Annotated in this window: 18 protein-coding genes, 1 tRNA gene and 1 pseudogene; 11 read left to right on the top strand and 9 right to left on the bottom strand. The window is 66.2% G+C overall.

Translation table 11 applies throughout. The annotated features are described in order from the left end of the window. Window positions 1–457: 457 nt before the first annotated feature. Both parC and C0541_RS21380 read right to left on the bottom strand, forming a co-directional pair. Window positions 458–2701 (bottom strand): DNA topoisomerase IV subunit A, encoded by a 2244-nt coding sequence (gene parC, locus C0541_RS13940; RefSeq protein WP_115049202.1) that lies wholly within the window; start codon window positions 2699–2701, stop codon window positions 458–460. A 60-nt stretch (window positions 2702–2761) separates the two neighbouring features. Continuing rightward, window positions 2762–2982: pseudogene (locus tag C0541_RS21380) on the bottom strand (AraC family transcriptional regulator); the annotation flags it as partial. Window positions 2983–3148: 166 nt separating this feature from the next. On the opposite strand from C0541_RS21380, the gene C0541_RS13935 reads away from it, so the two are divergent. The 5 genes from C0541_RS13935 (at window position 3149) to C0541_RS13910 (ending at window position 10030) form a co-directional block, all read left to right on the top strand. Next, the gene (locus C0541_RS13935) at window positions 3149–3589 is read left to right on the top strand and encodes a MarR family winged helix-turn-helix transcriptional regulator (RefSeq protein ID WP_115049200.1); all 441 of its coding nucleotides are present in this window, start codon (window positions 3149–3151) and stop codon (window positions 3587–3589) included. A 23-nt stretch (window positions 3590–3612) separates the two neighbouring features. Beyond that, window positions 3613–5100: an efflux transporter outer membrane subunit gene (locus tag C0541_RS13930; protein WP_161960125.1), complete on the top strand. Its 1488-nt coding sequence runs from the start codon at window positions 3613–3615 to the stop codon at window positions 5098–5100. Window positions 5101–5110: 10 nt separating this feature from the next. Further along, the gene (locus C0541_RS13925) at window positions 5111–6304 is read left to right on the top strand and encodes an efflux RND transporter periplasmic adaptor subunit (RefSeq protein WP_115049196.1); all 1194 of its coding nucleotides are present in this window, start codon (window positions 5111–5113) and stop codon (window positions 6302–6304) included. 6 nt (window positions 6305–6310) lie between these two features. Beyond that, a complete protein-coding gene (locus tag C0541_RS13920) occupies window positions 6311–7891 on the top strand; it encodes a DHA2 family efflux MFS transporter permease subunit (protein WP_115049194.1) in 1581 nt (526 codons plus the stop codon). 573 nt (window positions 7892–8464) lie between these two features. Beyond that, window positions 8465–10030, top strand: coding sequence for a serine hydrolase domain-containing protein (locus tag C0541_RS13910; RefSeq protein WP_238601328.1), 1566 nt, complete (start codon window positions 8465–8467; stop codon window positions 10028–10030). A gap of 408 nt (window positions 10031–10438) precedes the next feature. Here C0541_RS13910 and C0541_RS13905 read toward each other — a convergent pair. The 3 genes from C0541_RS13905 to C0541_RS13895 all read right to left on the bottom strand — a co-directional run bounded on the left by C0541_RS13905 (window position 10439) and on the right by C0541_RS13895 (window position 14798). Beyond that, window positions 10439–10525, bottom strand: a tRNA-Leu gene (locus C0541_RS13905). Between the two features lie 142 nt (window positions 10526–10667). Then, window positions 10668–12905 (bottom strand): beta-glucosidase family protein, encoded by a 2238-nt coding sequence (locus C0541_RS13900; RefSeq protein ID WP_115049188.1) that lies wholly within the window; start codon window positions 12903–12905, stop codon window positions 10668–10670. 123 nt (window positions 12906–13028) lie between these two features. After that, window positions 13029–14798, bottom strand: a complete 1770-nt coding sequence (locus tag C0541_RS13895; RefSeq protein WP_115049186.1) for a M14 family metallopeptidase — start codon at window positions 14796–14798, stop codon at window positions 13029–13031. Between the two features lie 322 nt (window positions 14799–15120). On the opposite strand from C0541_RS13895, the gene C0541_RS13890 reads away from it, so the two are divergent. Both C0541_RS13890 and C0541_RS13885 read left to right on the top strand, forming a co-directional pair. Next, window positions 15121–16686 carry an oligopeptide:H+ symporter gene (locus C0541_RS13890; RefSeq protein ID WP_115049184.1) on the top strand — a complete coding sequence of 522 codons (1566 nt, stop codon included), beginning with the start codon at window positions 15121–15123 and terminating at the stop codon, window positions 16684–16686. Window positions 16687–16693: 7 nt separating this feature from the next. Further along, window positions 16694–17302: a rhomboid family intramembrane serine protease gene (locus C0541_RS13885; RefSeq protein ID WP_115049182.1), complete on the top strand. Its 609-nt coding sequence runs from the start codon at window positions 16694–16696 to the stop codon at window positions 17300–17302. 141 nt (window positions 17303–17443) lie between these two features. Here the strand turns inward: C0541_RS13885 and C0541_RS13880 are convergent, their stop codons facing one another. Next, complete coding sequence (locus C0541_RS13880) at window positions 17444–17644, bottom strand: hypothetical protein (RefSeq protein WP_115049180.1); 201 nt, start codon at window positions 17642–17644, stop codon at window positions 17444–17446. Between the two features lie 231 nt (window positions 17645–17875). Between C0541_RS13880 and C0541_RS13875 the strand changes: the two genes are divergently transcribed. From C0541_RS13875 to C0541_RS13865, 3 genes are all read left to right on the top strand, one after another. After that, a complete protein-coding gene (locus tag C0541_RS13875; protein WP_193725926.1) occupies window positions 17876–18145 on the top strand; it encodes a GNAT family N-acetyltransferase in 270 nt (89 codons plus the stop codon). Window positions 18146–18193: 48 nt separating this feature from the next. Then, window positions 18194–19039: a DUF3298 and DUF4163 domain-containing protein gene (locus C0541_RS13870; protein WP_161960064.1), complete on the top strand. Its 846-nt coding sequence runs from the start codon at window positions 18194–18196 to the stop codon at window positions 19037–19039. A gap of 66 nt (window positions 19040–19105) precedes the next feature. Beyond that, window positions 19106–19606, top strand: a complete 501-nt coding sequence (locus tag C0541_RS13865) for a MarR family winged helix-turn-helix transcriptional regulator (RefSeq protein ID WP_115049176.1) — start codon at window positions 19106–19108, stop codon at window positions 19604–19606. Between the two features lie 97 nt (window positions 19607–19703). Here C0541_RS13865 and C0541_RS13860 read toward each other — a convergent pair whose 3' ends face one another. Beyond that, on the bottom strand, window positions 19704–21902 hold the full coding sequence (locus C0541_RS13860; protein ID WP_193725925.1) for a M3 family metallopeptidase: 2199 nt from the start codon (window positions 21900–21902) through the stop codon (window positions 19704–19706). Window positions 21903–22388: 486 nt separating this feature from the next. Here C0541_RS13860 and C0541_RS13855 point away from each other — a divergent pair, with 486 nt between their 5' ends. Then, window positions 22389–22874 carry a glutathione peroxidase gene (locus C0541_RS13855; protein WP_115050352.1) on the top strand — a complete coding sequence of 162 codons (486 nt, stop codon included), beginning with the start codon at window positions 22389–22391 and terminating at the stop codon, window positions 22872–22874. A gap of 428 nt (window positions 22875–23302) precedes the next feature. Here C0541_RS13855 and C0541_RS13850 read toward each other — a convergent pair whose 3' ends face one another. After that, a complete protein-coding gene (locus tag C0541_RS13850; protein WP_104538081.1) occupies window positions 23303–24082 on the bottom strand; it encodes a ferredoxin--NADP reductase in 780 nt (259 codons plus the stop codon). A 201-nt stretch (window positions 24083–24283) separates the two neighbouring features. Next, complete coding sequence (locus tag C0541_RS13845; RefSeq protein WP_115050350.1) at window positions 24284–26164, bottom strand: ABC transporter ATP-binding protein; 1881 nt, start codon at window positions 26162–26164, stop codon at window positions 24284–24286. Window positions 26165–26406: the final 242 nt, after the last annotated feature.

Raw genomic sequence — 26406 nt, 5'->3', positions numbered from 1 at the left:
TACTGCGCTTACCATGCACACCGACCCTCTCGACTGGTCCTTGCCCGCCCAGCACCGCTTGACCTTACGCGGCATGGATGCCGAGTAAGAGCTTACAAGGACGTACTTGCGGTGTGTCCTGCGATGGTGGGCGGACAAGGGCACTGCAGCCAAGCCGCAGATCAGCCGCTCCATAACCGACGCATCCGCACCGTTCGGTTACCTCTCAAGGCGATGCAGAGCTCGAGCCTCAGCGTAGCCTCGCCGTTGCAAACCAGCCCGGCCGAGGGCGCGATGCCCTAAGGCCGGCAGCGTCCAGCTGGCGGTAGTTTTGTGGGTCGCCCAAGACCGCACGGCCAACGCGCCATTGCGCGGCGCGTCAGCGCATCACCGTTGCACTCCAACCCGTCGACCTTCTGCCGCGCCTCAGTAAATCGAGGCAGCGGCAGCGTCGAACGCGCGCGTCGGTGAACAGCCGTTACTGCACTTCCAACCCGTCCACCTTTTGCCAGCCACGCGGCAACAACGCCCCGCGACTCGCACGCGCGCCCACGTACGCATCCAGGTCCTTGAACGACAGGCTCATGGTGCGTGCGCCGCTGCGCACCAGCAGCGTGTTGCCCGGCGCCACCGCCACCACCGCGACCACGCGCTCGGTGCCGAGCTTGGCTTTGGGGATGTCGATGATCTTGTTGCCTTTGCCCTTGTCCAGTTCGGGCACATCGCTGGCCGTCACCGCCAGCAGGTTGCCGGCGCTGGTGACGGCCACGATGCGGTCGCTCTGCGGGTTGGTCACCTGCGCAGGCGTCAGCACATGCGCGCCGGTGGTCAGGTTGAGCATCGCCTTGCCGGCCTTGTTGCGGCCGGTGAGGTTTTCGAAGCGGGTGACAAAGCCGTAGCCGTGCGAGGACGCCAGCACGAAGCGGGTGGCATTGTCGGCGCTGGCCATGACCTGGAACGCCGCGCCCGAGGCCGGCGAGAAACGGCCGGTCAACGGTTCGCCGTTGCCGCGTGCCGAGGGCAGGGTGTGCACCGCGGTCGAATAGGCGCGGCCTTCCGAATCCAGGAAGGCCACCTGATGCGTGCTGCGGCTGCGTACCGCCGCCAGCAGGCTGTCGCCTTCGCGATACGACATGCCGGCCGGATCGACCTCGTGGCCCTTGGCCGCGCGTACCCAGCCCTTTTCCGACAGCACCACGGTCATCGGTTCGCTGGCGACCATCTCGGTTTCATCGATTGCCTGGGCGGCGCCACGCTGCACCAGCGGCGAGCGGCGGGCGTCGCCGAACTTCTTGGCGTCGGCGGTCAGTTCGTCCTTGATCAGCTTCTTCAGCTTGGTCTTGCTTTCCAGGATGGCCAGGATCTGGGCGCGTTCCTTGGCCAGTGCTTCCTGCTCGCCGCGGATCTTCATTTCCTCCAGGCGCGCCAGCTGGCGCAGCTTGGTTTCCAGGATGTATTCGGCCTGCTCTTCGCTGAGCGCGAAGCGGGCGATCAGGACCGGCTTGGGCTCGTCCTCGCTGCGGACGATACGGATCACTTCATCCAGATTGAGGAAGGCGATCAACAAACCTTCCAACAGGTGCAGGCGGCGCTCGACCTTCTGCAGGCGATGGTTGAGGCGGCGGGTGACGGTGTCGCTGCGGAAGGTCAGCCACTCGCTCAGCAACTGGCGCAGGTTCTTGACCTGCGGACGGCCGTCCAGGCCGATCACATTGAGGTTGACGCGGTAGCTGCGCTCAAGATCGGTGGTGACGAACAGGTGGCCCATCAACTGCTCGGCGTCGACACGGTTGGAGCGCGGCACCAGCACCACCCGCACCGGGCTGGTGTGGTCGGACTCGTCGCGGATGTCTTCCAGCCATGGCAGCTTCTTGGCGCGCATCTGCTGGGCGATCTGCTCGATCACCTTGGACGGCGAGACCTGGTATGGCAGCGCATCGATGACGATGTTGGCGTGTTCTTTCTTGTAGGTGGCACGTGCGCGCACGCTGCCGTGGCCGGTCTCGTAGATTGCGCGCAGATCGGCCGCCGGGGTGATGATCTCGGCGGTGGTCGGATAGTCCGGGCCGAGCACGTGTTCGCACAGTTCGGCAACCGTGGCATCGGGGTTGTCGAGCAGGCGCAGCAGCGCGCTGACGATCTCGTTGAGGTTGTGCGGCGGCACGTCGGTGGCCATGCCTACGGCAATACCGGTGGTGCCGTTGAGCAGCAGGTGCGGCAGGCGCGCCGGCAGCCAGGTCGGCTCTTCCAGGGTGCCGTCGAAGTTGGGTGCCCAATCGGTGGTGCCCTGGCTGATCTCGCCCAGCAGCACCTCGGCGATCGGGGTCAGCTTGGATTCGGTGTAGCGCATCGCCGCGAACGACTTGGGATCGTCGGTGGAGCCGAAGTTGCCCTGGCCTTCGATCAGCGGGTAGCGATACGAGAACGGCTGCGCCATCAGCACCAGCGCTTCATAGCAGGCGCTGTCGCCGTGCGGGTGGTACTTGCCGATCACATCGCCCACGGTGCGCGCGGACTTCTTCGGCTTGGCGGCGGCGTTCAGGCCCAGCTCGCTCATCGCAAAGACGATGCGCCGCTGCACCGGCTTCAGGCCGTCGCCCAGGAACGGCAGGGCGCGGTCGAGCACCACGTACATCGAATAGTCGAGATAGGCGCGTTCGGCGTACTCGCGCAGCGGCAGCTGCTCGAAGCCGTGGAAGGTGGGGCGGGTCAGATCGGTCATGTAAAGCCAGGTCCTGCGAAAGAGGAGCCCGCGCCGTGGCGCGCGCTCGAAGAGCGCCGATTATCCGGATGCGGCGGGGGATGCCAAGCCACGGGCATGAGCGGCGGCCGGATAAGCGATGGGTGCGGCCCCGGAGGGGCGGTGGACCACACCGGGCAAGGCGCTGGGGCTGCTATGTCCGGAGCGGTCGGCGACCTGGGCGAGCCGGCTGTCCTGGACGGGGGGCGCAGTCCCCGCGCCGGCCGGGCCTGCTGCTGCCACTGCGCGAAACCCGGCCCGGTCCCGGCAGCGCATCGACCGTCGTCGACGGACGGTGCGCGTCAGCGGCGCAATCGACCCGGCAGACCCGCAGAGGGGGCGCAGGAGGCAGCGATCCTTGCTGGCGGTTTAATCCGTTTAGAGATATTTGCGTTGACAAATATATTTTTCGGAAGAAAATAGCCGGCCATGAACGATCTCTCCTCCGCCTCGCCGTCGTTCGGCCTGCTGTTGCGTCAGGTGCGTGATGCGCTGATGCGCCAGCTCGATGCCGAGATGAAGGGCGAACTGCCGGACTTCGGCTTCAGCCACTACGTCGGCCTGAAGATCCTGGCGGTGCGTTCGCCCTGCACGGCCAACGAACTGGCGCTGGCGCTGGACCAGACGCCGAGCGCGGTCACCCGCCTGCTCGACAAGCTCGAAGCGCTCGGTGCGGTGCGACGCGAGCCACATGCGCAGGACCGGCGCGCGCTGCAGATCGTCATGACCGAGCAGGGCGTGGCGCTGTGGGAGCGCCTGAAGCTGCGCGGCGAGCGCGCCATCGAGCATGGCTTGCGCGATCTGGCCCCGCCCGAGCGCGAGCAACTCACCTCTCTTCTCATCCGTGTCCGCGATGCACTCAACTCATGAACGCTGCTAGTTCCCCGATCCAGATGCTGCGCCTGCGGTCCACGCAGCTTGCGCGGCCGCTCGTCCTCACTGCGCTGGCGCTGGCGCTGGCCGCCTGCGCCAGCAGCCGCGGGCTTGCCCCGCAGGGCACCATGCTGGAGCCGGGCGCGCTGCATGCCGAGCGCACCCTCGCGCAGGCCAACCTGAGCCCGGCCGCCTGGCCGGCCAGCGATTGGTGGCGCGCCCTGGGCGATGCGCAATTGAACGCGCTGATTGCCGAAGGCCTGCAGCACAGTCCCAGCCTAGCGGCGGCCGATGCGCGCCTGCGCCAGGCGCAGGCACGCATCGGCACGGCACAGGCCGATCGTGGCCCCAGCCTGTCGGTGTCCGGCGGCTATGCGGGCGTGCAATTGCCCGAATCGATGGTGGGCGAGGAACGCGGCGGCAGGTTCGGCGGCAACGGCCAGCTGGTGCTGGACTTTCGCTATGGCGTGGACCTGTGGGGTGGCAAGCGCGCCAGCTGGGAAGCGGCGGTGGACCAGGCGCATGCGGCCGAGGTGGACGCGCAGGCGGCACGCCTGAACCTGTCGGCGGCGATCGCCGAAGCCTATGCGCAGCTCGACTATGCATGGCGCCTGCACGACGTGGCCAACGAAGAGTTGGCCCGCGTGCAAAAGACCCTGGACCTCACCCGGCAGCGCCGCAGCGCCGGCATCGACAGCGATCTGCAGCTGCGCCAGGCGCAGGCCCGCGTGCCGTCGGCGCAGCAGCAGCTGCAGTCCGCGCAGCAGCAGATCGACCAGGCGCGCAACGCGCTGGGCGCGCTGGTCGGGCAGGGCCCGGATCGCGGGCTGGAGATCGCGCGCCCGACGCTGGGCGTGGCCATCGCCGCGCAGTTGCCGGGCAACCTGCCGGCCGACCTGCTGGGCCGCCGCCCCGATGTGGTCGCCGCGCGCTGGCGCGTGGAGGCCGCCAACCAGGACATCGCCGCGGCCAAGACCCGCTTCTACCCCAGCTTCAACATCACTGCGCTGGGCGGGGTGGTGAATCGCGACGTCGGCCAGCTGCTGGAAAGCGCCTCGGTACTCGGCGTGGTTGCGCCGGCGCTGAGCCTGCCGATCTTCGATGGCGGCAAGCTGCGCGCCAATCTGGCCGGCAGCGATGCGCAGTACGACCTGGCGGTGGCCGATTACAACCAGAAGGTGATCGACGCCCTGCGCGAGGTGGCCGACCAGGTCAACGCAGTGCGTTCGCTGGAGCAGCGCGCACGCGCGCAGGACGACGCCGTGCAGACCGTGTCCGCCGCCTTTGCGCTTGCGCAGCAGCGCTACCGCGCCGGCATCGGCAGCTATCTGGAAGTGCTCAGCGTGCAGGAGCAATTGCTCACCGCGCGCGAGCGCATGGCCAGCCTGCAATCGCAACAACTGTTGGCCTCGGTGAGGTTGCAGCGTGCCCTGGGCGGCGGATTCACGCCGGAACCTGCGCGCGACACCGCACACGCCGCGACCACTTCCGCACAACCGCATTCCTGAGACTGCAATGATGAGCCAGACGACTCCAACTTCCTCCCAACCTGCGCCGGCCGCGCCCAGCAAGCGCCGCGCGGCACTGCGCATCGTGGCCATTGTGGTGATCCTGGCGATCATTGCTCTGGTGGTGTGGTATCTGCTGGTCGGCCGCTGGCACGAGGACACCGACGACGCCTACGTGCAGGGCAACCAGGTGCAGATCACCCCGATGGTCGGCGGCACCGTGGTCAGCATCGGTGCCGAAGACGGCATGCGCGTGGAGCGCGGCCAGTTGCTGGTGCAGCTGGACCCGGCCGACACCGCGGTGGCCGTGCAGCAGGCCGAAGCCAACCTGGCCAAGACCGTGCGCCAGGTGCGTGGTCTGTACCGCAGCGTGGAAGGCGCACAGGCCGACCTGTCCTCGCGCGAGGTGTCCCTGCGCAGCGCGCGTGCCGACTTCGCGCGTCGCAAGGATCTGGCCGCCAGCGGCGCGATCTCCAACGAAGAGCTGGCGCATGCCCGCGAAGAGCTGGCCGCTGCCGAAGCGGCGGTGAGCGGTTCGCGCGAGAGCTTCGAACGCAACCGCGCCCTGGTGGACGACAGCGCGGTGGCCAACCAGCCCGACGTGCAGACCGCCGCCGCACAGCTGCGCCAGGCCTATCTCAACCATGCCCGCACCGGGGTGATTGCGCCGGTGTCCGGCTACGTGGCGCGTCGTTCGGCGCAGCTGGGCCAGCGCGTGCAGCCCGGCAGCGTGCTGATGGCGGTGGTGCCGCTGGAACAGGTGTGGGTGGAAGCGAACTTCAAGGAAACCCAGCTCAAGCACATGCGCCTGGGCCAGGAAGTGGAACTGCATTCGGATCTGTACGGCGGCGGTGTGGACTACACCGGCCGCATCGAGAGCCTGGGCCTGGGCACCGGCAGCGCGTTCTCGTTGTTGCCGGCGCAAAACGCCAGCGGCAACTGGATCAAGATCGTGCAGCGCGTGCCGGTGCGCATCGCGGTGGATGCCAAGCAACTGGCCGGCAATCCGCTGCGCATCGGCTTGTCGATGAAGGTCGACGTCAACCTGCACGACCAGCAGGGCAGCGTGCTGCCGACCAAGTTCGCCAAGGGCGCGGTGTTCTCCACCGACGTGTATGCGCAGCAGCTACAGGCCGCCGACGCGGACATCCAACGCATCATCCAGGACAACCTGCCTGCGCAGGCTGGCTCCAAGGCGGGCTGAGCCAGCATGTCCTCGCAAGCTCCCACCGCGCCAGGCGGTCCCTCGGCACCTGCGCCCGCGGCCGGCTTTCGCCCGGCGAGCGTGGCGCTGTGCACCGTGGGCCTGGCGATGGCCTCGTTCATGCAGGTGCTGGACACCACCATCGCCAACGTCTCGTTGCCGACCATCGCCGGCAATCTCGGTGCCAGCTCGCAGCAGGCCACCTGGGTCATCACCTCGTTCGCGGTCAGCACCGCGATCGCCCTGCCGCTGACCGGCTGGCTGAGCCGCCGCTTCGGTGAGACCAAGCTGTTCGTGTGGTCGACGCTGGCCTTCACCATTGCCTCGTTGCTGTGCGGCCTGGCCCAGAGCATGGGCATGCTGGTGGTATCGCGTGCGCTGCAGGGGTTTGTTGCCGGACCGATGTACCCGATCACCCAGAGCCTGCTGGTGTCGATCTACCCGCGCGAAAAACGCGGGCAGGCGCTCGCCCTGCTGGCGATGATCACCGTGGTGGCACCGATCGCCGGGCCGATCCTGGGCGGCTGGATCACCGACAACTACAGCTGGGAATGGATCTTCCTGATCAACGTGCCGCTGGGCATCATCGCCAGCAGTATTGTGGGTTCGCAGTTGCGCCATCGCCCCGAGCAGCTGGAAAAGCCGCGCATGGACTACGTCGGCCTGATCCTGCTGGTGGTCGGCGTCGGTGCGCTGCAGCTGGTGCTGGACCTGGGCAACGACGAGGACTGGTTCTCTTCCGACAAGATCGTGGTGCTGGCCTGCGTCGCTGCCGTGGCGCTGGTGGTGTTCGTGATCTGGGAACTCACCGACAAGGATCCCATCGTCGATCTCAAGCTGTTCCGGCATCGCAACTTCCGCGCCGGCACACTGGCGATGGTGGTGGCCTATGCGGCGTTCTTCAGCGTGAGCCTGCTGATCCCGCAATGGCTGCAACGCGACATGGGCTACACCGCGATCTGGGCCGGCCTTGCCACCGCGCCGATCGGCATCCTGCCGGTGCTGATGACCCCATTCGTGGGCAAGTACGCGCTGCGGTTCGACCTGCGCATGCTCGCCACCGTCGCCTTCATCTTCCTGTCGTTCACCAGCTTCCTGCGCTCCAACTTCAACCTGCAGGTGGACTTCAGCCATGTGGCCACCGTGCAGCTGGTGATGGGCGTGGGTGTGGCCTTGTTCTTCATGCCGGTGCTGCAGATTCTGCTCTCGGACCTGGACGGGCGCGAGATCGCAGCAGGGTCAGGCCTGGCCACCTTCCTGCGCACCCTGGGCGGCAGCTTTGCCGCATCGCTGACCACCTATCTGTGGGCACGCCGCACCCAGGTGCACCACGCGCACATCACCGAACACATCTCGGTGTACACCCCGGGCATGCAGGAGCAGGTCACCGCGATGGGGCAGGGCGACCTGCAACGCGGCGCGGCCTCGCTGAACAACATGATCAACCACCAGGCCTCGCAGATGGGCTTCAACGACATCTTCTACCTGCTTGGCTGGACCTTCCTGGCGATCATCTTCTTCCTGTGGCTGGCCAAACCGCCGTTCGGTGCGGGCGCAGGTGGCGCAGCGGCGGCGGGTGGGCATTAGGCGCCGGCTGTGAAGGCGCGCGGCTGTACTACGAGCGGCGAAGACAACGACTTCATGCCGGTCTAGTGCAGAGCGGGTGATCTGCGACTTGGCTGCAGGGCCCTTGCCCGCCCACCATCGCGGGACACGCCGCAAGTACGTCCATGTAGGCTCTTACGCGGCATCCATGCCGCGTAAGGTCCCGCGACGGTGGGCGGGCAAGGACCCGTCGAGATGGTCGGTGTGCGTNACCATCGCGGGACACGCCGCAAGTACGTCCATGTAGGCTCTTACGCGGCATCCATGCCGCGTAAGGTCCCGCGACGGTGGGCGGGCAAGGACCCGTCGAGATGGTCGGTGTGCGTCGCGCTTCGCAAAGCAAGCAGCGAACCGTTTGGAGCGGTGAGGGCACCGCGGCCTCGACCGGCGCAGTATTCGACGTGGCGTTCTGACTGAATCCAATAAGGGGACGTTGAAAAGACCACTGCGCTTTCCACCAGTCGGGTGCTCGCTACGGTTGGTGAGCCCATCTGACAATCGTGCTGCGCCTGTCAACACGCTCTAGACTGACGCCCTCCAGGTGGGAGCAGTTCAATGGCAGTGACGCCTTCAACGACCGGTTTACCGCAGTCTTTCTGGCTCATGCATACGATGCAGCGCCAAGGCCGGCTCACGCTGAATCAAGAGGCCCAGCGTCATCGTGAGTTACCGCATGCAGCGCAGGCAATCGGGTGCCTGCTGCAGATTGTGCTCCTTCTGTCGCTGTGGTTGCCGTTGATCGCGTCGGCCGATGCATTGGCCGACCGAGTGACGCAGCAGATGCAGCTCAATCGGCAGCGCTACGGCGTCGTGGGGCAGGCTGTGTACGTTGCCCACAATGGCAGGCTGCTGTTTCGTGGCAGCGATGGTCAAGCCGATCTGGACAGCCGGCAGCCGGTGACGCCTGGGCAGATATTTCCTGCATTTTCGGTGAGCAAGCTATTGGTGAGCACCTTGATCATGCAGTTGGTCGAGGCCAGGCAACTCGATCTGGACCGACCCGCCCGGGTCTACCTGCCAGATCTGCCCCAGCGCTGGCACAAGATCACGGTGCGTCAGTTGCTCAACCACACCTCCGGCTTGCCAGAATATTTCACCGAGGCGCAGATGAGCGGCGCGCCTGGGACAAACGCATCGTTTCCTGCCACTGCGCAGGCCGTCTTTGCTGTGCTTGGCAACCAACCTCTGCTGTTTTCGCCGGGTAGCAGCACCCGCTACATCAACACCAACTATCTGGTGCTGTCGCAACTGCTCCAGGCGCATTACCGCAAGCCGTATTCGCAGATCGTGTCCGAGCGGATCCTCGAGCCGTTGAAGCTGGCGCATACCTTTCTCGGACGCTCGCGATTGCCGGCTAATGCAGTCGTCAGTGCCTACGTTGGCAAGGACGGAAAATTGCAGAAAGAGCCAGAGATCGCCTGGCCCGATTACGCCCTCGGGCATGCCGAGCTGTACGCCAGCATCGACGATCTGGCGACTTTCATCGAAGCGATGCGAGATGGAAAGGTGGTCGGCAAGCCAACCCTGCAACAGCTCTGGCAACCGCAGCTGCTGACCAACGGACAGCGCGGCTGGTTTGCCAGCGGCTGGGAGGTTGGCGCAAGTGGTGCCTATCGGTACGTCGGTCATGATGGCGGCGCGCGGGTGAGGGTGCGCCTGCTGTTCGCCGATGCCCTGGATGGCGATAGCTACACCATCGTTTACCTGACCAATGGCAGCACGCGCGGGGTGTGGTCCCGGGTGCTGGTCGACAGCATCATGGCCGCCATTGCGCCACGGACGTTTCCTGCCGAAGCCGTGTCGGAGAAACTCATCGCCTTTGCGCTGCAGTCGCCTGCCGATCACGACACGCAGCTGTTGGCCGATGCACTGCGTGTCGACGGGAGCATCCCCCTCGATCAACTCGAGGCTGTGGTCAACACGACGGGCTACACCGTTCTGTCCAATCTCGGCGCAGATGCGGCGATTCGTGTGTTCGCGCTCAACGTGTTGCTATTTCCGGCGTCCAGTAATGCGCTGGACAGCCTCGCCGAGGCGTATGAAGCAAGCGGAGATCTCGCCCGTTCGAACGTCATCCGGCAGCGCATCAAGGACCTGCCCGGACCACCTGAGAAGCGATGATCTGACCTGAGGGCGTGTGCCTCATCTGTGTGTTGCTGGTTGCAGCTAGACTTCCCTGTTTGGTCGAGCGTCGACGGTGTCGGACGTCGCTTCGACATGCGCGGTGCCATGGCGCGGGTGTCTTCCTGCAGCGGTGTGAGCAGTTGCAGCGGACCGCCTTGGTAGCGGACGCGCGCGCGTCCTGTACTGGCGCAGTGCTTCCACCCGGTCGCAAGCAGTCGTGTAGGCATCACGCATGGTCGCTACTGCCGCGACATGGGAGCGCGTGTCGCAAAGTCACTGCCGTCGCATTCTCGCGGCGCTGCCGATCGGCATCCTCACCACTGTCTGCAGGCCATCGTCCGGCCACCTCGTCCAGACGCAAAAAACCCCGCCTGAGCGGGGTTTTTTGCGATCTACCGTGAGTCGTGGTGCCCAGGAGAGGACTCGAACCTCCACGAAGTTGCCCCCGCTAGCACCTGAAGCTAGTGCGTCTACCAATTCCGCCACCTGGGCGACTCAGGAGGCGAATTGTGCAAGTTGCGCGCGACGCTGTCAACGTATCTGGCACAAATTCTTCGTGGTGGCGGGTGCCTGCCGGCGACGGGAGAAGACGGCGCGGCAGACACGCGCACTGCATGCCCTCCACGACACCGGATCACGGCAGCTGCGCCCCCTGCAAGGTGACCTCCGCACTCTGCACCGGTTCGCCTGCCGAACGCGCCAGCTGCACGCGATAGGTGCCGGCGGCAATCGTCCAGTGGCGTGCCTTGGCATCGAAGTCGGCCAGCGTCTTGGGTTCGGCGATCACCTGCACGTTGCGCTTTTCGCCCGGCTTGAGCGTGAGTTTCTGCCAGCCGATCAGGCGCAGCGGGGTGGCGTGGCCGTCGGGCAGGGTGACGTAGAGCTGCGGCACGGCGGCGCCTTCGCGCTGGCCGATGTTTTCCACCTCGAAGTTCGCCGTGAGCTGGCTGCCGTTGGCGTCCACGCGCAGCCCGCCCATGCGGAACTGGGTGTACGACAGGCCATGGCCAAACGGGTAGCGCGGTGTCAGCTTGCGCGCGGCGAACCACTTGTAGCCGACGTTGGCCCCTTCGATGGCGTAGTCGATCGTGTCTTCGCCCGGCTTGGCCGGCTTGAAGCCCAGGCCCGGGATCGAGGGACGCGGCAGCTGCGATTCGTCCACCGGCCAGGTCACCGGCAGATGGCCGGACGGATTCACCGCGCCGGTCAGCAGGTTGGCGATCGCCTCGCCGCCGCCGATGCCCGGATACCACGCCTGCAATACCGCCGGCACGCGCTCGGCCCAGGGCATGCGCACCGGGCCGTTGGTTTCCAGCACCACGGTGGTCCTGGGGTTGGCCTTGGCCACCGCCTCGATCAGGGCGTCCTGGTTGTCGGGCAATTGCATGTCCGGCAGGTCCACCGATTCGGCCGCCCATTGGGTGGCGAACACGATCGCCACATCGGCGGCCTTGGCCGCACGTGCCGCGGCAGCGCGGTCCTTGCCGTCGACATACTCGATCTGCACGTTCGGCAACGCGGCGCGCAGTGCCTGCAGCGGCGAGGACGGATGGATGATCACCGGGCCCGGCCAGGTGGTCGGGGTGATGCCGGGCACGGCGTTGCCGCCGTTGATGGTGTAGTCCACCCGCGAGGAACCGCCGCCGGACATCACGCCCTTGTCGGCATATCCACCGATCACCGCGATGCGGCGCACGTCCGTGGATAGCGGCAAGGTGGCCTGTTCGTTACGCAGCAGCACGCTGCCTTCCTCGGCAACATGCTGCGCGGCCAGCAGCCCGGCCTTGCCGTCGATCGGCTGGCGCTGGGTGGGATGATCGAACGCGCCATGCGCGAACAGGCTGCGCAGCACGCGCTTGACCATGTCGTCGAAGCGCGCGCGCGGCACCACGCCGGCCGACACCGCCATGCGCAACGGCGCGTCGAAGAACACCGCCGCATCGAACACTTCGCCGGCCGATTGCTGATCGAGTCCGGCCAGGGCCGCCTTGGAGCCGCTGTGCACGCCGCCCCAGTCGGACATCACGTAGCCGGGGTAGTTCCATTCCTGCTTGAGCACCTGGTTGAGCAGGTAATCGTGCTCGCAGCCGTAGATACCGTTGATCTTGTTGTAGGAGCACATCACCGAGGCGGGGTCGCCGATCTTCAGCGCAATCTCGAACGCCAGCAGGTCCGATTCGTGCATCGCCTGCTCGCCGATCTCGGCGCTATGGAAATTGCGGCGCGTCTCCATGTCGTTGAGCGCGTAGTGCTTCATCGTCGACAGCACGTGCTCGCTCTGCACGCCGCGGATCGACTCGCCGACCATGGTACCGGCCAGCAGCGGGTCTTCGCCGGCATATTCGAAATTGCGCCCGTTGCGCGGGTCGCGCTGCAGGTTGACGCTGCCGGCCAGCAGCACATTGAAGCCCTGCTGCCACGATTCGCGGCCCATGGTCCTGCCGCCGGCGTAGGCCAGTTGCGGATTCCAGCTTGAGGCGGTCGAGGGGCCGGACGGCATCGCGGTGGCGAAGTCGCCCTTGCGGATGCCGCCGGGATTGGTCACGCCCACGCCGGCATCGGCGAGCTGCTGCGCCGGGATGCCCAGGCGCGGGATGCCGGGGACATAGCCGGCCGAGCCCAGCGCGCCCTCGGGCTTGGGAATCTTGTCGGTGCCCAGGCCGAAGTAGCTGCGCAGCATCTGGAATTTTTCGTCCTCGCTCATCTGCGCGAGCAGGCGCTCGGCACGCTGGTCCGCGGTCAGGGCGGTGTCCATCCACCGCTGCGCTGCAGCGGCGGTCTGTGCGCCGAGCGGGGCGGCGAACGCGGTGCCGACGCCAAGGGCGATGGCCAGCACGAGACGGCGTGGCCTGGAGTGTGTAAACGGTTTCATATCGAGCTGTGGCACGGGTGGTCCTTGTGGTGCGGTTGCAATCAGGGGAGGGCACCGCGGTGCCCAGGTTCGAAAGGCGCGCGTACGCGCCGAATCAGATGCTTGCCGGAAGCGGGCGCCGCCTCAGAACTGGGTCTGTGCCGTGCGCAACACCGGATACAGGCGGTAGCGCTCGTCCCAGGAGGCATGCAGGCGCGCGAAGAATTCCAGGCGTGCCTTCGGGTCGGCCGCGAAGGCCGCGTCGCTGGCCAGGCGCCGTTCGAATTGCGCCTTCACTGCCGGGTCGCGTTCGAGCAGGTCGCGCGCGACCTCTTCGGCGACGTAATCCTCCATGTATTCCTTGCGCTCGAATGCGGTGTTGAACTGGCCCCACTGCAGCAGCGAATCCGGCGCCTGCGGTTCCAGCATCGCCATCACCAGGCGCGACCTGGGCTGGGCGATCGGCACGAACAGGGAGCCGGCCGGCACGGTGCGGGTGTCATCGCGCCACTGCCCGGTGATCTCGAGGTTCTGGTGGCCTTCGTTCGAGCGCGTGGCAAAGGTCGCGGTATCGGCACGGAAACTCTGTACCGGGTACTGGCCGCCAGCGGCGATGGTTTCGAAGGCGATGCCATGCAGGCGCAGTTTCTCCGCCACCAGGGCCGCTTGCGCAGCAGGCACCAGGTAGCCGCCGCGTGGCGCATCGACCACCACGTCGGGTTTGATCTGGTCGCGCAACGGTACTTTCCAGATCTGCGGCCTGGTCTCGTCGTAGTGCGTCATCAATGCGCCGGAAATCGGCGAGGGCGTGCGCGTATAGGCGTAGCCACGGAAGGCCACGGTGCGTGCGGCGGGGCCGGCAGCGAAGCTCAACGGCTCCATCTCGCCAGCCAATTTGGTTGCACGCTGATCGGCCGCCAGTGCATCGGCGCGCCATCTGGCACCGTTGCGCGCGGCCTGCTGCAGCACCGACACGATCGCGTTGCGGGTGACGCGCACACGTACCGGGTAGGTCTTCCACGAATGCGTTTCCACCAGCATGCCGAAGCGATTGCGCAGCAGGAAATAGCCATGCGAAAAACGCGGCGGCGACACGTCGTCGGCAAAGCCGGAGGTCGGGTCGTCCTCGTGCACGAACGAGGGGTAATACGGCAGCGGCAGCGAGCCCTGTTTGGCCAGGTCGGCAATCACTGCATCGCGCCAGCGCGTGCCGTCGCGTTGCAGCGTGGCATCGCCGGCGTGCACCGGCTCCACCTGCACCGAGACGTCGTGTTCGAACTTGGCGCCATCGGTGACGTGCAGGTCCACATATATCAGCGGATCCCATTGCTGCACCAGCCGCAGCATCGCCTGCATTTCCGGTGCGTCGGCCTTGAGGTAGTCGCGATTGAGGTTGAGGTTCTGCGCGGTGGTGCGCCAGCCCATCTGTTCGGGGCCGCGCTGATTGGGCCGGTTCCAGGCGCCGAAGCGCTCGTGGCCGTCGACATTGAACACCGGCACGAACACCCAGACCAGCTTGTCGAGCACGCCTTTGCCGGCTTTGCCGTCCAGCAATTCGCGCAGGGCCAGGAAGCCCGCGTCCTTGCCGTCGATCTCGCCGGCATGGATGCCGCCTTGCACCAGCACCACCGGCAACGTGCGTTGCGCAGCGCTGTCTGCATCCAGTGCGCCGCTGGTGGAGACGACCAGCGCCTTCATCGGCCGGCCTTCCGGAGTGGTGCCGAATTCGATGCAGCGCACCGCCTGCGGGTAGCGCTGTGCAAAGGCATCGCAGAGCGCGATGACTTCATCGTAGCGTCCGGTTTGTGCGAACCCGCTACGCTCGGCCTGGGTGGTCAACGGTTCGGCGGCCAGTGCGGCGGGGCAGGTGGTCAGCAGCAGCAGGCTCAGGGCCAGGCGGGTGAAGCGGGGCATCCAGCGGTCCAGTGTTCCAGGAAAACGTTTGCAATGTAGCCGAGCCGGGGCAGCAGGCCAATCTGCACTGCGTCATGACCTGCGCGTGATCGGCGTGGTTGCGGTATCGCGACGGCGGCTGCAGCGGGCCTGGATCGAACCACTTGCCAGTGCGCCGCAATGGCGACCGCCGGCGGGCCGGGCCCGGAGGCAAGGCCGGCCAGGCGCCGCGGCATGGATGCATGCAGCGGCGCGCCTGTGGCCTTATCCCATGGTCGCGATGGCGGCCAACCGGCAGCCGCCGGTACGATAGCGCGTGTTTTTTCGCTCGACCGGACTGCCCTTGACCACTTCCACCTTGCCGGGCGCCACTGCCGGTGCGCGGCTGCCGCGCCAGATTCCTTTCATCATCGGCAATGAAGCCTGCGAGCGTTTCAGCTTCTACGGGATGCGCAACATCCTGGTGCAGTTCCTGATCACCTCGCTGCTGCTGCAGGAAGTCAGCGGGCCCGGCCGCGAAGCCGAGGCCAAGCACATCCTGCACAGCTTCATGATCGGGGTGTATTTCTTTCCGTTGCTGGGTGGCTGGCTGGCCGATCGACTGTTCGGCAAATACAACACCATCCTGTGGTTCAGCCTGGTCTACTGCGCCGGGCACGCATGCCTTGCGATGTTCGAAGGCAGCCGCAGCGGTTTCTTCGTCGGGCTGGGTCTGATCGCGCTGGGCGCGGGCGGTATCAAGCCACTGGTGGCCTCGTTCATGGGCGACCAGTTCGACCAGTCCAACAAGCACCTGGCCAAGGTGGTGTTCGACGCCTTCTACTGGATCATCAATTTCGGCTCGCTGTTCGCCTCGCTGCTGATTCCGTTGGCGCTGAAGAACCTGGGTCCGTCCTGGGCGTTCGGCATCCCCGGCATCCTGATGTTCGTGGCCACGCTGGTGTTCTGGCTGGGGCGCAACCGGTACGTGCGGGTGCCGTTGCCGCCGAAGGACCCGCACGGATTCGGCGCGGTGGTGCGCGCCGCGCTGCTGACACGTGTGCCGGGGCAGGGCCGTCCGGGCCTGGTGCTGGCCTGGCTCTCGGTGGTGCTGGCGCTGGCGAGTTTCGCCTGGGTTGAGCCGCTGGGCATCGTCATCTGCCTGTGCATCGCGCTGGTGCTGTTGCTGGCCGGCATCGGCGGCGGCACCTGGTGGCAGCTGGAACGCGCCCGTGGCACGCATCCGGATGCGGCGGTGGAGGGCGTGCGCGCCTTGCTGCGGGTGCTGGTGATCTTCGCGCTGGTCACGCCGTTTTTCTCGCTGTTTGACCAGAAAGCCTCGACCTGGGTGCTGCAGGGGCGCGAGATGACCATGCCGGCCTGGTTCACCGCGTCGCAGATGCAGGCGATCAATCCGTTGCTGGTGATGCTGCTGATCCCGTTCAACAACCTGCTGCTGTACCCGCTGCTGCGCCGGGTTGGCTGGGAGCCCACGCCATTGCGGCGCATGACCAGCGGCATCGCCTTCAGCGGTGTGGCCTGGATCGTGGTGGGGGCGATCCAGGTGGTGATGGATGGCGGCGAGCCGATGCATATCGCCTGGCAGATCCTGCCCTATGCCTTGCTCACCTTCGGCGAGGTGCTGGTGTCGGCCACCGGCATCGAGTTTGCCTACAGCCAGGCACCGCCGTCGATGAAGGGCGTGGTGATGAGTTTCTGGTACCTGACCACCACGGTCGGCAACCTGTGGGTGCTGCTATCGAACGTGGCGGTGCGCAACGAGACGGTGACCGCGCATATCGTCGATACTGGACTCAGCGAAGCGGCGTTCCTGATGTTCTTCTTCGCGGCCTTCGCATTCCTGGCGGCACTGGCCTTCGGCCTGTATGCGCGCGGTTATCGCATGGTCGACAATTACCGTTCTGCCTGAGGTCCGCATGATTACCCTGATCCTGATCGCCATCACCGGCATCGTCTCGTGGCTGGCGTTCAACAACCGCAAGCTGGCCGACCGGCTGGTGCTGTGGCCGCCGGCGCTGGACAAGCACAAGCAGTACGACCGCCTGGTCACCTACGGCTTCATCCATGCCGACCTGGGCCACCTGGTCTTCAACATGATCACGCTGTTCTTCTTCGGCCGCGTGATCGAAAACGTGATGACCCAGCTGACCGGCAGCGTGCTGACCTATCCGCTGTTCTATCTGGCGGCGCTGGTGGTCTCGATCCTGCCCAGCTATCTGAAGAACCAGAACAACCCGAACTATCTCAGCCTGGGCGCCTCCGGCGCGGTGTCGGCGGTGCTGTTCGCCTTCATCCTGCTGCAGCCGTGGACCATCATCCTGGTGCTGTTCATTCCGGCACCGGCGATCATCTACGCGGTGTTCTACGTCGGCTACAGCCTGTGGATGGACCGTCGCGGCGGCGACCGCATCAACCACAGCGCGCACCTGGCCGGTGCCGCGTTCGGGGTGATGTTCATGCTGATCATGGAGCCGCGGGTGTGGCAGGTCTTCCTGGAGCAGCTGTCCAACCCGCGCTTCGGCTGATCGGCCGGCACGCCATCCGCCGGTCGCCAGGCGGGCACGCGCGGTCGCTCGGACGTGTCGACTGACGCAGGTCGCCTCGGGCGACCGGACCAGGACCATCGCGAGTGTGCGACCGGTCCTGGCGCGCGATGCGACGCCGGCTCAGGCCGCGTCGCGCTTCCGGTCGTCGTCGACGCTGTTGGTGGACACCGAGCCGTAGGCCTGCTGCAGGCGCTGGTACACGGTGTCGTTGAGCTGCGCGAAGTCGGGGTTATGGGTGTCGCCGTTGATGGCGAACTGGAACAGGCCTTCCAGCAGCGAGCTATCGCTGTCTGCGCTGTGTCCTGCCGAATCGTTGTTCATGCCGTGACTCCTCGTAGGTAAGGCGAAGGCGCCGGCGGGTCGCGCGGACCCGGGTTGCAACCGGCGCCTTCGGCTCAGCTATCGGCGCGGCACGAGCGAACTTAAGGACCTGCTCGGCAGGCTGCGCGGGCGCTCACAGCATCGATTCACTTTCACGCAGGCGCGGCGCCGCGCTGGTCAGACTGATCGCCATCGTCACTGCCTCGTGCAGACCATCATGGAGGCAGCGAAGTGCAGGCAGACCACGATTCCGCGCAGCAGCGCTTCAGCGTAGACACCGATGGACAACGCGCCGAGCTGGCCTACCGTGTGGAAGGCGGGCGCATGACCATCACCCACACGCAGGTGCCGGACGCGATCGCCGGGCGCGGGATTGCCGCAGTGCTGGTCGAGGCGGCGCTGGCCTACGCCCGCGCGCAGGACTACAGGGTCGTGCCTGCCTGCAGCTACGCCGGGGCCTATATCCGGCGGCACCACCAGTTTCAGGATCTGCTGGCCTGATCGCCGGCAGCGTGTCTTTGCAGATGTATCGATGGGGAGCAGGTGGGAATGGGGCGGTTGTCAGGAGTGAACGCAGTCCGGGGCTTGCTGGTGCTGGGCATGCTGGCAGGGTGCACGCAGCGCGAGCCGACAGCGGCCGAAGCGGTCGAGCCGGCCGCCGAGGCGAGCGCGGCCGCAGTACCGCCGGCGGAGCCTGTGCTTGTGCAGAGCGGCCCGCTGGAAGATGTGATCGAGCAGGCGCCGGCCTATATGGTGGGGATCAGCTACCCACGCGGGCTGGATGCGTTTCCCGAGCTGAGCGCACTGATCCGCAACTATGCGCAGGCAGCGCGTACCGAACTCATGGAGGCGGTGTCCGGGCTGGGCAATGACAAGCCGGCTGCGCCCTACGAGTTGTCGCTGGCGTTCGAAACCCTGTTGCAGACCCAGGACCTGATCGTCGTGTCCGCTGACGGCAGCCGCTATACCGGCGGCGCGCACGGCGAGCCGTTGGTGGCGCGCTTCGTCTGGCTGGTCAAGGAGCGCAGGCAGTTGACTGCGCAGGCCCTGATTCCGGACCCGGCAGGCTGGGAAAAGATCGGGCGCGAGGTTGCCGTGCGATTGCACGATGCCGCCACCCAGCGCGTGGAAGCCGATCGTGTGCCGATCGAACAACAGGCCGAGCAGGTGGCCTCGGCCGATCGCATGATTGCCGAAGGCACGGCTGCGCAGGTCGACAACTTCGCCCAGTTCGTGCCGGTGCTCAATCCGGCCGGGCAGATTACTGCTGTCCGGTTCGTGTTTCCGCCGTATCAGGTGGGGCCGTATTCGGATGGCACGCAAACGGCCGAGGTCCCCGCCTCGACGCTGTTGGCGTGGGTCGCGCCGGAATATGTACATCTCTTCGCACGCTGAGGTGTCGCCCAGCGGGTGATGTGATTGAATGGTCATGCCATTCAGTAATGTAATCAAACGGGTGATATGAGTAGTTTCGATCCAACCGCACGTCGCGTGGACCATACCTGTGTGCGCTATCCGGCGTTTCCGCGGGAACCGGCCGTCCTGGTGAGGCTGATCAAGCATCTCTACAAGCGGCTGCATACGCAGGGCTGCGTGCGGATGAAGCCATACGGCATCAGCCCGCCGGAATACGAAGTCCTGATGATGCTCTACGGTACCCCGGAGCAGGCCATCACGCCAACCGAGGTGGCCGAAGCCGCCAGCGAAAAGCCGGCCAACATCACCCGGCTCACCGACCAATTGTGCGAGAAGGGATTGATTGCACGTAGCAGCAGTCCGGACGACCGCCGCAAGATCATGCTGACCTTGCAGCCTGCCGGCCTGGCATTGATCAACAGCCTGCTTCCCGATGCCTGCGAGCTGCTCACCGCGGAGACCTCCAGCATCAGCGATGCCGAGCAGGTGCGGCTGGAAAAGCTGTTGAGGAAACTGCTCGACGGCGTGGATTCGGTCGAGCGCTGAGCGCGGCGTTTGCGCGGACTGCAGCGGGCATGATGGCAACCAACAAAAACGCCGCCCGGATCGCTCCGGGCGGCGTCTTCATTTCACTGCATTGCGATTACGGCTTGGACTGCGGCGCTTCCGGCGTGGCGCCATCGCCGCCCTGCGCGCTCAGGCCGCGCTTCTCGAGCAGCGGCTCGATCTGCGGCGCATGGCCGGCAAAGTTCTGGAACAGTTCCATCGCATCGACGCTGCCGCCGCGCGAGAGCAGGGTCTGACGGAAGCGATCGCCGTTGGCGCGGCTCAACCCGCCGTGCTGCTTGAACCACTGCTGGGTATTGGCGTCGAGCACTTCCGACCAGATGTAGGCGTAATAGCCGGCCGCGTAACCGCCCATGATGTGGCTGAAATACGGGGTCTTGTAGCGCGGCGGTACCGGCGCGTAGGCGATGCCGTCCTGCTGCAGCGCCTTGGCCTCGAAGGCCATCACGCCGGCGGCGTCCGGGACCTGGCTGGCGCTGATCTGGTGCCAGTTCTGGTCGAGCATGGCCGCACCCAGATACTCGGTGGTGGCAAAGCCCTGGTTGAACTTGGACGCGGCAATCACCTTGTCCAGCAAGGCCTGCGGCATCGGCGTGCCGTTCTGGTAATGCTTGGCGTAGTTCTTCAGGATCGACGGCTCGTCGGCCCACATCTCGTTGACCTGCGAGGGGAACTCGACGAAGTCGCGCGGCACGCTGGTGCCGGAGAAATATGGGTATTTGACGTCCGAGAACATGCCGTGCAGCGCATGGCCGAACTCATGGAACATGGTGGTCACTTCATCCCAGGTCAGCAGCGTCGGCTGGCCGGCCGGCGGCTTGGGGATGTTGAGGTGGTTGGCCACCACCGGCTTGAAACCGGTCAGATCCGACTGCGACACGTAGGAGTTCATCCAGGCGCCACCGCGCTTGGATTCGCGCGCGTACATGTCGGCGATGAAGATCGCCAGCTGCTTGCCGTCGGCGTCGAACACGTCATAGACGGTGATGTCGTCGCGGTAGGTCGGCAGGTCGGTGCGCTGCTTGAAGGTCAGGCCGTATTCCTGGTTGGCCGCATAGAACACGCCGTTCTCCAGCACGTTCTTCAGCTCGAAGTACGGCTTGAGCTGGGATTCGTCGAAGTTGTACTTGGCCTGGCGCACCTTCTCGCTGTAGTAGGCCCAGTCCCAGGCCTCGAGCTTGAAGCCCGGCTTGCGTGCGGCTTTCTGTTCCTTGTCGATCATCGCCTGCAGGTCGGCTGCCTCGCGCTTGGCGTTGGCCACCGCCGCCGGTGCCAGCTTGCCCAGCATTGCGTTGACCGCTTCGGGGGTCTTGGCGGTCTGGTTTTCCAGCGAATAGGCCGCGTACGTCGGGAAGCCGAGCAGCTTGGCCTTGTCGGCGCGCAGCTTCATGATGCGCGACACCAGCGCGGTGTTGTCGTACTGGCCGCCATGGCTGCCGCGCGACACCGACGCGTCATAGATCTTCTTGCGCAGCTCGCGATTCTTCAATTGCGTCAGCGGCGGCTGGCCGGTGGTGTTGAGCAGCGCGATCACGTACTTGCCGTCGAGCTTGCGCGCCTTGGCCGCCTCGGCGGCAGCGGCGATCTGTTCCTCGGACAGGCCGTCGAGCTGCTTGACGTCATCGACGACGACGGCGGCGGCGTTGACCTCGGCCAGCACGTTCTGGCTGAAGGTGGTGCCCAGGTTGGCCAGCTCGGCATTCATCGCCTTGAGCGTGGTCTTGTCGGCATCGGAGAGCTTGGCGCCGTCGCGGACGAAGTCGCTGTAGTACTTCTCGACCAGGCGCACGCCTTGCGCGTCCAGGCCGAGCTGGCTGCGTTGGTCGTACAGCGTCTGGATGCGCGCGAACAGCTTGCCGTTGAGCGAGATCGCATCGCGATGCGCGGCGAACTTCGCCGAATAATCGGCCTGCAGTTTCTTGCGCGCGTCGTTGGTGTCGGCACCGACCAGGTTGAAGAACACCGTGGTGGCACGATCGAGCGTGGCGCCGCTCTTTTCCAGCGCGATGAGGGTGTTGTCGAAGCTCGGCTTGGCTTTCTGGTTGGCGATCTTGTCCACTTCCTTCAACTGCTCGGCCATGCCGGCGTCGAAGGCGGGTGCGAAGTCGCTGTCGGTGATCTTGTCGAACTGCGGGTAGTGCAGCGGCAGCGTGCTGTCGGCAAAGAACGGGTTGGCTTGGGCGGCGGCCTGCGTGGTGGCGGGTGCGGCGATGCTGTAGGACGGCATGGCAAGTCCCAGGGAAGCGGCCAGGGCAAAGGCGAGACGGGTGGTCAAGAGGGTTGCTCCAAAGTGCGAACCGTCGAGGCTACCCCAGCCGGGCCGGACAGGCGTGTGACAAAAGGCATGGCCGTCAGGACATCGCGCAGCCAGTTGGCGGACGCGGCCGACGCGCGAGGCGAGCGCGACCAGTTGGCCGGTCGTCATGCTGGCTGGCGCGGCCCTTGCCAGGCAGTGCCGGACCGCGATTCGCACGGCGTTGTGCCGGCGCAGGCCGCCTGCAAGCGCCGTGGCGACGTGCGCCTGCTGTGCGGCTCCGGTGATTGTCTGCCCGGGGCGGTTGGCTCGGCGGAGCTGACGGGTGTTGCAGCCACGGCGTTGGCACGGATCGGGAGCAAGGCCGCCGGTGTGGATGGCCGCGCCGGTGCGTCGCCGTGTCGTTTTTCGCCCATGCACGCGAGAGCCGACTCAGCCTTGCCGCTGCAGTGCTGCATCGCCCGCGGCTGCGCTACGCTGCCGCTTCCCTGGGCATTCGAGCACGCCATGAGCGATCTCTCCACGTTTGAATTCACCGACCTGGACGGTCGCACGCAATCGATGCGTGATTACGTCGGCAGCGTGGTACTGGTGGTCAATGTCGCATCCAAATGCGGGTTCACCCCGCAGTACGCCGGGTTGCAGGCGCTGTGGCAGCGCTATCGCGAGCGTGGCCTGGTGGTGGTCGGGTTTCCCTGCGATCAGTTCGGTCATCAGGAGCCGGGCGATGCCGCGCAGATCCGCCAGTTCTGCTCGCTCGATTATGCGGTGGATTTTCCGCTGTCTTCGAAGATCGAGGTCAACGGCAGCGGCGCGCATCCGCTGTGGCAATGGCTCAAGCGCCAACAGCGCGGCGTCCTCGGATCGGAGGCGATCAAATGGAACTTCACCAAGTTCCTGATCGGCCGCGACGGCACGGTGCTGGAGCGTTACGCCCCGACCACCAAGCCGGAAGCACTGGCAGCAAAGATCGAGCGCGCGCTGGGCAGCTGACCCGCAGCGCACCCGCCCACCGTAGGAGCGCACCCGGGCGCGACGANCCAAGCCGGAAGCACTGGCAGCAAAGATCGAGCGCGCGCTGGGCAGCTGACCCGCAGCGCACCCGCCCACCGTAGGAGCGCACCCGGGCGCGACGAGGCGTTCCCGGAAATGCCAGTTGCGCCCGGTAATGCCAGGTCGCGCCCAGGTGCGCTCCTACGGCAGCGGAGTCTGGAGGCGGCCGCAGGGGGTGCCGCATCACGCTGGCACTTCATGCGCGCCGCGTCATTCCGTTCTCCCAGGAGGCCCACCACCCGTAGGAGCGCACCCGGGCGCGACGAGGCGTTCCCGGAAATGCCGGTTGCGCCCGGTAAAGCAAGGTCGCGCCCGGGTGCGCTCCTACGGTGGTGGAGCCCACCGGAGATGACGCAGCGCGTGCTGCGTCACTTCTCGACGAAGGCGCGCTCGAATACGTAATGTCCGGGCGTGCCGATGCGTGGCGAGGTCTGGAAACCGCGCGCGTCCAGCAGGGTGCGCAGGTCGGCCAGCATCTGCGGGCTGCCGCAGATCATGAAACGGTCGTTGGCCGGATCCAGCGGCGGCAGGCCGAGCGTCTGCTGCATGCGGCCATCGGCCATCAGTTCGGTCAGGCGGCCCTGGTTGGCGAACGCCTCGCGCGTCACCGCCGGGTAGTACAGCAACTTCTCGCGCAGCAGGTCGCCGAGGAATTCGTGCTGCGGCAGCTCGCGCTCGAAGTAGTCGCGATAGGCCAGATCCTGCACGAAGCGCACGCCCTGGGTCAGGATCACCTTGTCGAAACGCTCGTAGGTTTCCGGGTCCTTGATCACCGACAGCCACGGCGCCAGGCCGGTGCCGGTGCCCAGCAGGTACAGGTTGCGGCCCGGGTGCAGGTCGCTGATCAGCAGCGTGCCGGTGGGCTTCTTGCCAACCAGCACCTTGTCGCCCGGCTGGATGTGCTGCAGTCGCGAGGTCAGCGGACCGTCCGGCACCTTGATGCTGAAGAACTCCAGATGTTCTTCCCAGTTGGCGCTGGCGATCGAGTACGCCCGCAGCAGCGGGCGGGTTTCGGTCTCCAGGCCGATCATCACGAACTGCCCGTTCTCGAAGCGGAAACCGGCATCGCGGGTGGTGGTGAAGCTGAAGTAGGCATCGGTCCAGTGACGGACCTCAAGCACCGTTTCGGCGCCGAAAGCGGAAGACATACCGGTAAGTGTCGTGGGAAGAGTACCGGCCAATTCTACCTCAAGCCAGCCAAATGAGAGGGGCTCTCATTTGGCCGGCCGGGATTCGGGAGTCGGGATTGGGGATTCGCAAGAGCTCCTGGCTCATCCGCGAGCCCGATATGTCCAGGACCCAGGATCTGCTCTAGCGAATCTCCAATCCCGACTCCCCAATCCCCAACCTCACCGATACCCCGCCGCCTGCAACTCGAACAGCTCCGCATAGCGCCCGCCCTGCGCCATCAGCTCGGCGTGGGTGCCGTTGGCCTCGATGCGGCCTGCGGCCAGCACCAGGATGCGGTCGGCCATGCGCACGCTGGAGAAGCGGTGCGAGATCAGCACCGCGGTGCGGTTGTCCGACAGCTCCTTGAAGCGCTGGAACACCTCGAACTCGCTGCGCGCATCCAGTGCGGCGGTGGGTTCGTCCAGGATCATCAGCTGCGCGTCGCGCATGTACGCGCGCGCGATGGCGATCTTCTGCCATTGCCCGCCGGACAGGTCCACGCTGTTCTTGAAACGGCGCCCGATCAGCTGGTCGTAACCGTCCGGGAGGCTGGCGATCAGCTCGCCGGCCATCGCGCGCTGCGCAGCGGCCTGGATGCGCGGCGCATCGCCCATCGCATCGACCTGGCCGACACCGATGTTCTCGCCCACGCTCAGGTGATAGCGCACGAAGTCCTGGAAGATCACGCCCAGGTTGGCGCGCACATCGTCCAGGTCGTAGTCGCGCAGGTCCTGGCCATCGAGCAGGATGCGGCCTTCGTCCGGGTCGTACAGCCGCGCCAGCAGCTTGACCAGGGTGGTCTTGCCGGCGCCGTTTTCGCCGACCAGCGCCAGCACTTCGCCGGCGCGCAGTTCGAAATCCAGATGCCGCACCGTCCACTGCTCGGCATCCGGGTAGCGGAAGCCCACGTCCTCGAACACGAAGCCCTGGCGGATCGGGCGTGGCACCGGCAGCGCATTCGGGCGTGAGCGGATCTCCGGCACGATGTTGAAGAACGAATACAGGTCGTCCAGATACAAGGCCTGGCCGGCGACCTGCGAAAACCCGATCAGCAGGCCTTCCAGCAACTGGCGCAGGCGCAGGAAACTGCCGGCCAGGAAGGTCAGGTCCCCGATGCTGAAATCGCCGCGCACGGTGCGCCAGGCGATGTAGCCATAGGCCATGTAGTAGCCCAGCGTGCCCAGCGCCGCCAGCAACGCACCCCACAACGCACGCTTGCGCGCCAGTGCGCGGTTGGCCTGGAAGAACTTGTCGGCCAGCCGGCGATAGCGCGCGATCAGGAAGCGGTGCAGGTTGAGGATCTTGACTTCCTTGGCGGTCTCGACGCTGGCGCCGACCTGGCGCAGGTAGTCGAGCTGGCGCCGCTCCGGCGTCCACTGGAAGTTGAGCGAATAGCCCAATGCGTTGAAATGCGCCTCGCCGATGAAGGCCGGGACCAGCGCGATCGCCAGCAGCAGGATCAACCATGGCGCATACACCACCAGGCCCACCGCCAGGCTGACCACGGTGATGGCGTCCTGCACCTGGCCGAACAGCTGGCTCATCAGGTTCATGCGGTTCATGGTCTGGCGCCGCGCCCGATCCAGCTTGTCCTGCCGGTCGGGGTCTTCGAAATCCTCCAGATCCAGCTGCGCAGCGTGCTCCATCAGGCGCACGCTGGCGGCGTTGTTGAACAGTTCCGAGAGCAGCGCATCGGCATAGCCGACCAGCCGGCCGAGCAGGTCCGAACCGACCGCCAGGGCCAGTTCCAGTGCCAGCAGTTCCAGCAGCCGGTTCAGGCGCCCGCTGCCCAGCGCCTGCGCCAGCGAGTCGAAGGCCGGCGGTTGGCCGACCAGGTGGATCGCCTCGTCGATGATCAGCTTGCCGATATACAACGAGGCCACCGGCATCAACGCGCGCAGCACGCGCAGGCCGATGCTGCTGGCACTCAGCCAGCGGCTGGTCTGCCAGATCTGGCGCAGGAACGGCGGGAGGTTGCGCAGCGCATCCAGGCGCTCGCGCAGGGTGGGGCCGGTACGGGGAGCGGCAGGCGCAGGGGCGCCGGAACGGGAGGCTGACATCGCAACAGTGTGCAGCGCTTTGCGTGGGCGCGGGGTGTTGGAGCGCACCAGTGCGCATTGCCGCAGCGGCGCGTGATCGCCGCTGCGGCGCTGGCGGCACGCTTGCAAGGCAACGCGACCGGCGTCTGACGGCGCTTCCGTGCCGCGGGCCGGCCGCGCGCGATCGATGGCCCGATCAATCGCCTCGATTGACGCAACGCCCGGACGCGCCGGAAGTTTCGACTAAAATGGCCGGATTGCCC

This window comes from Xanthomonas arboricola, assembly GCF_003353015.1.
GTDB classification, from domain to species: Bacteria; Pseudomonadota; Gammaproteobacteria; order Xanthomonadales; family Xanthomonadaceae; genus Xanthomonas; species Xanthomonas arboricola_E.
Note: the sequence above shows the minus strand (reverse complement) of the source record. Positions and strands in the feature narration are given on the sequence as shown.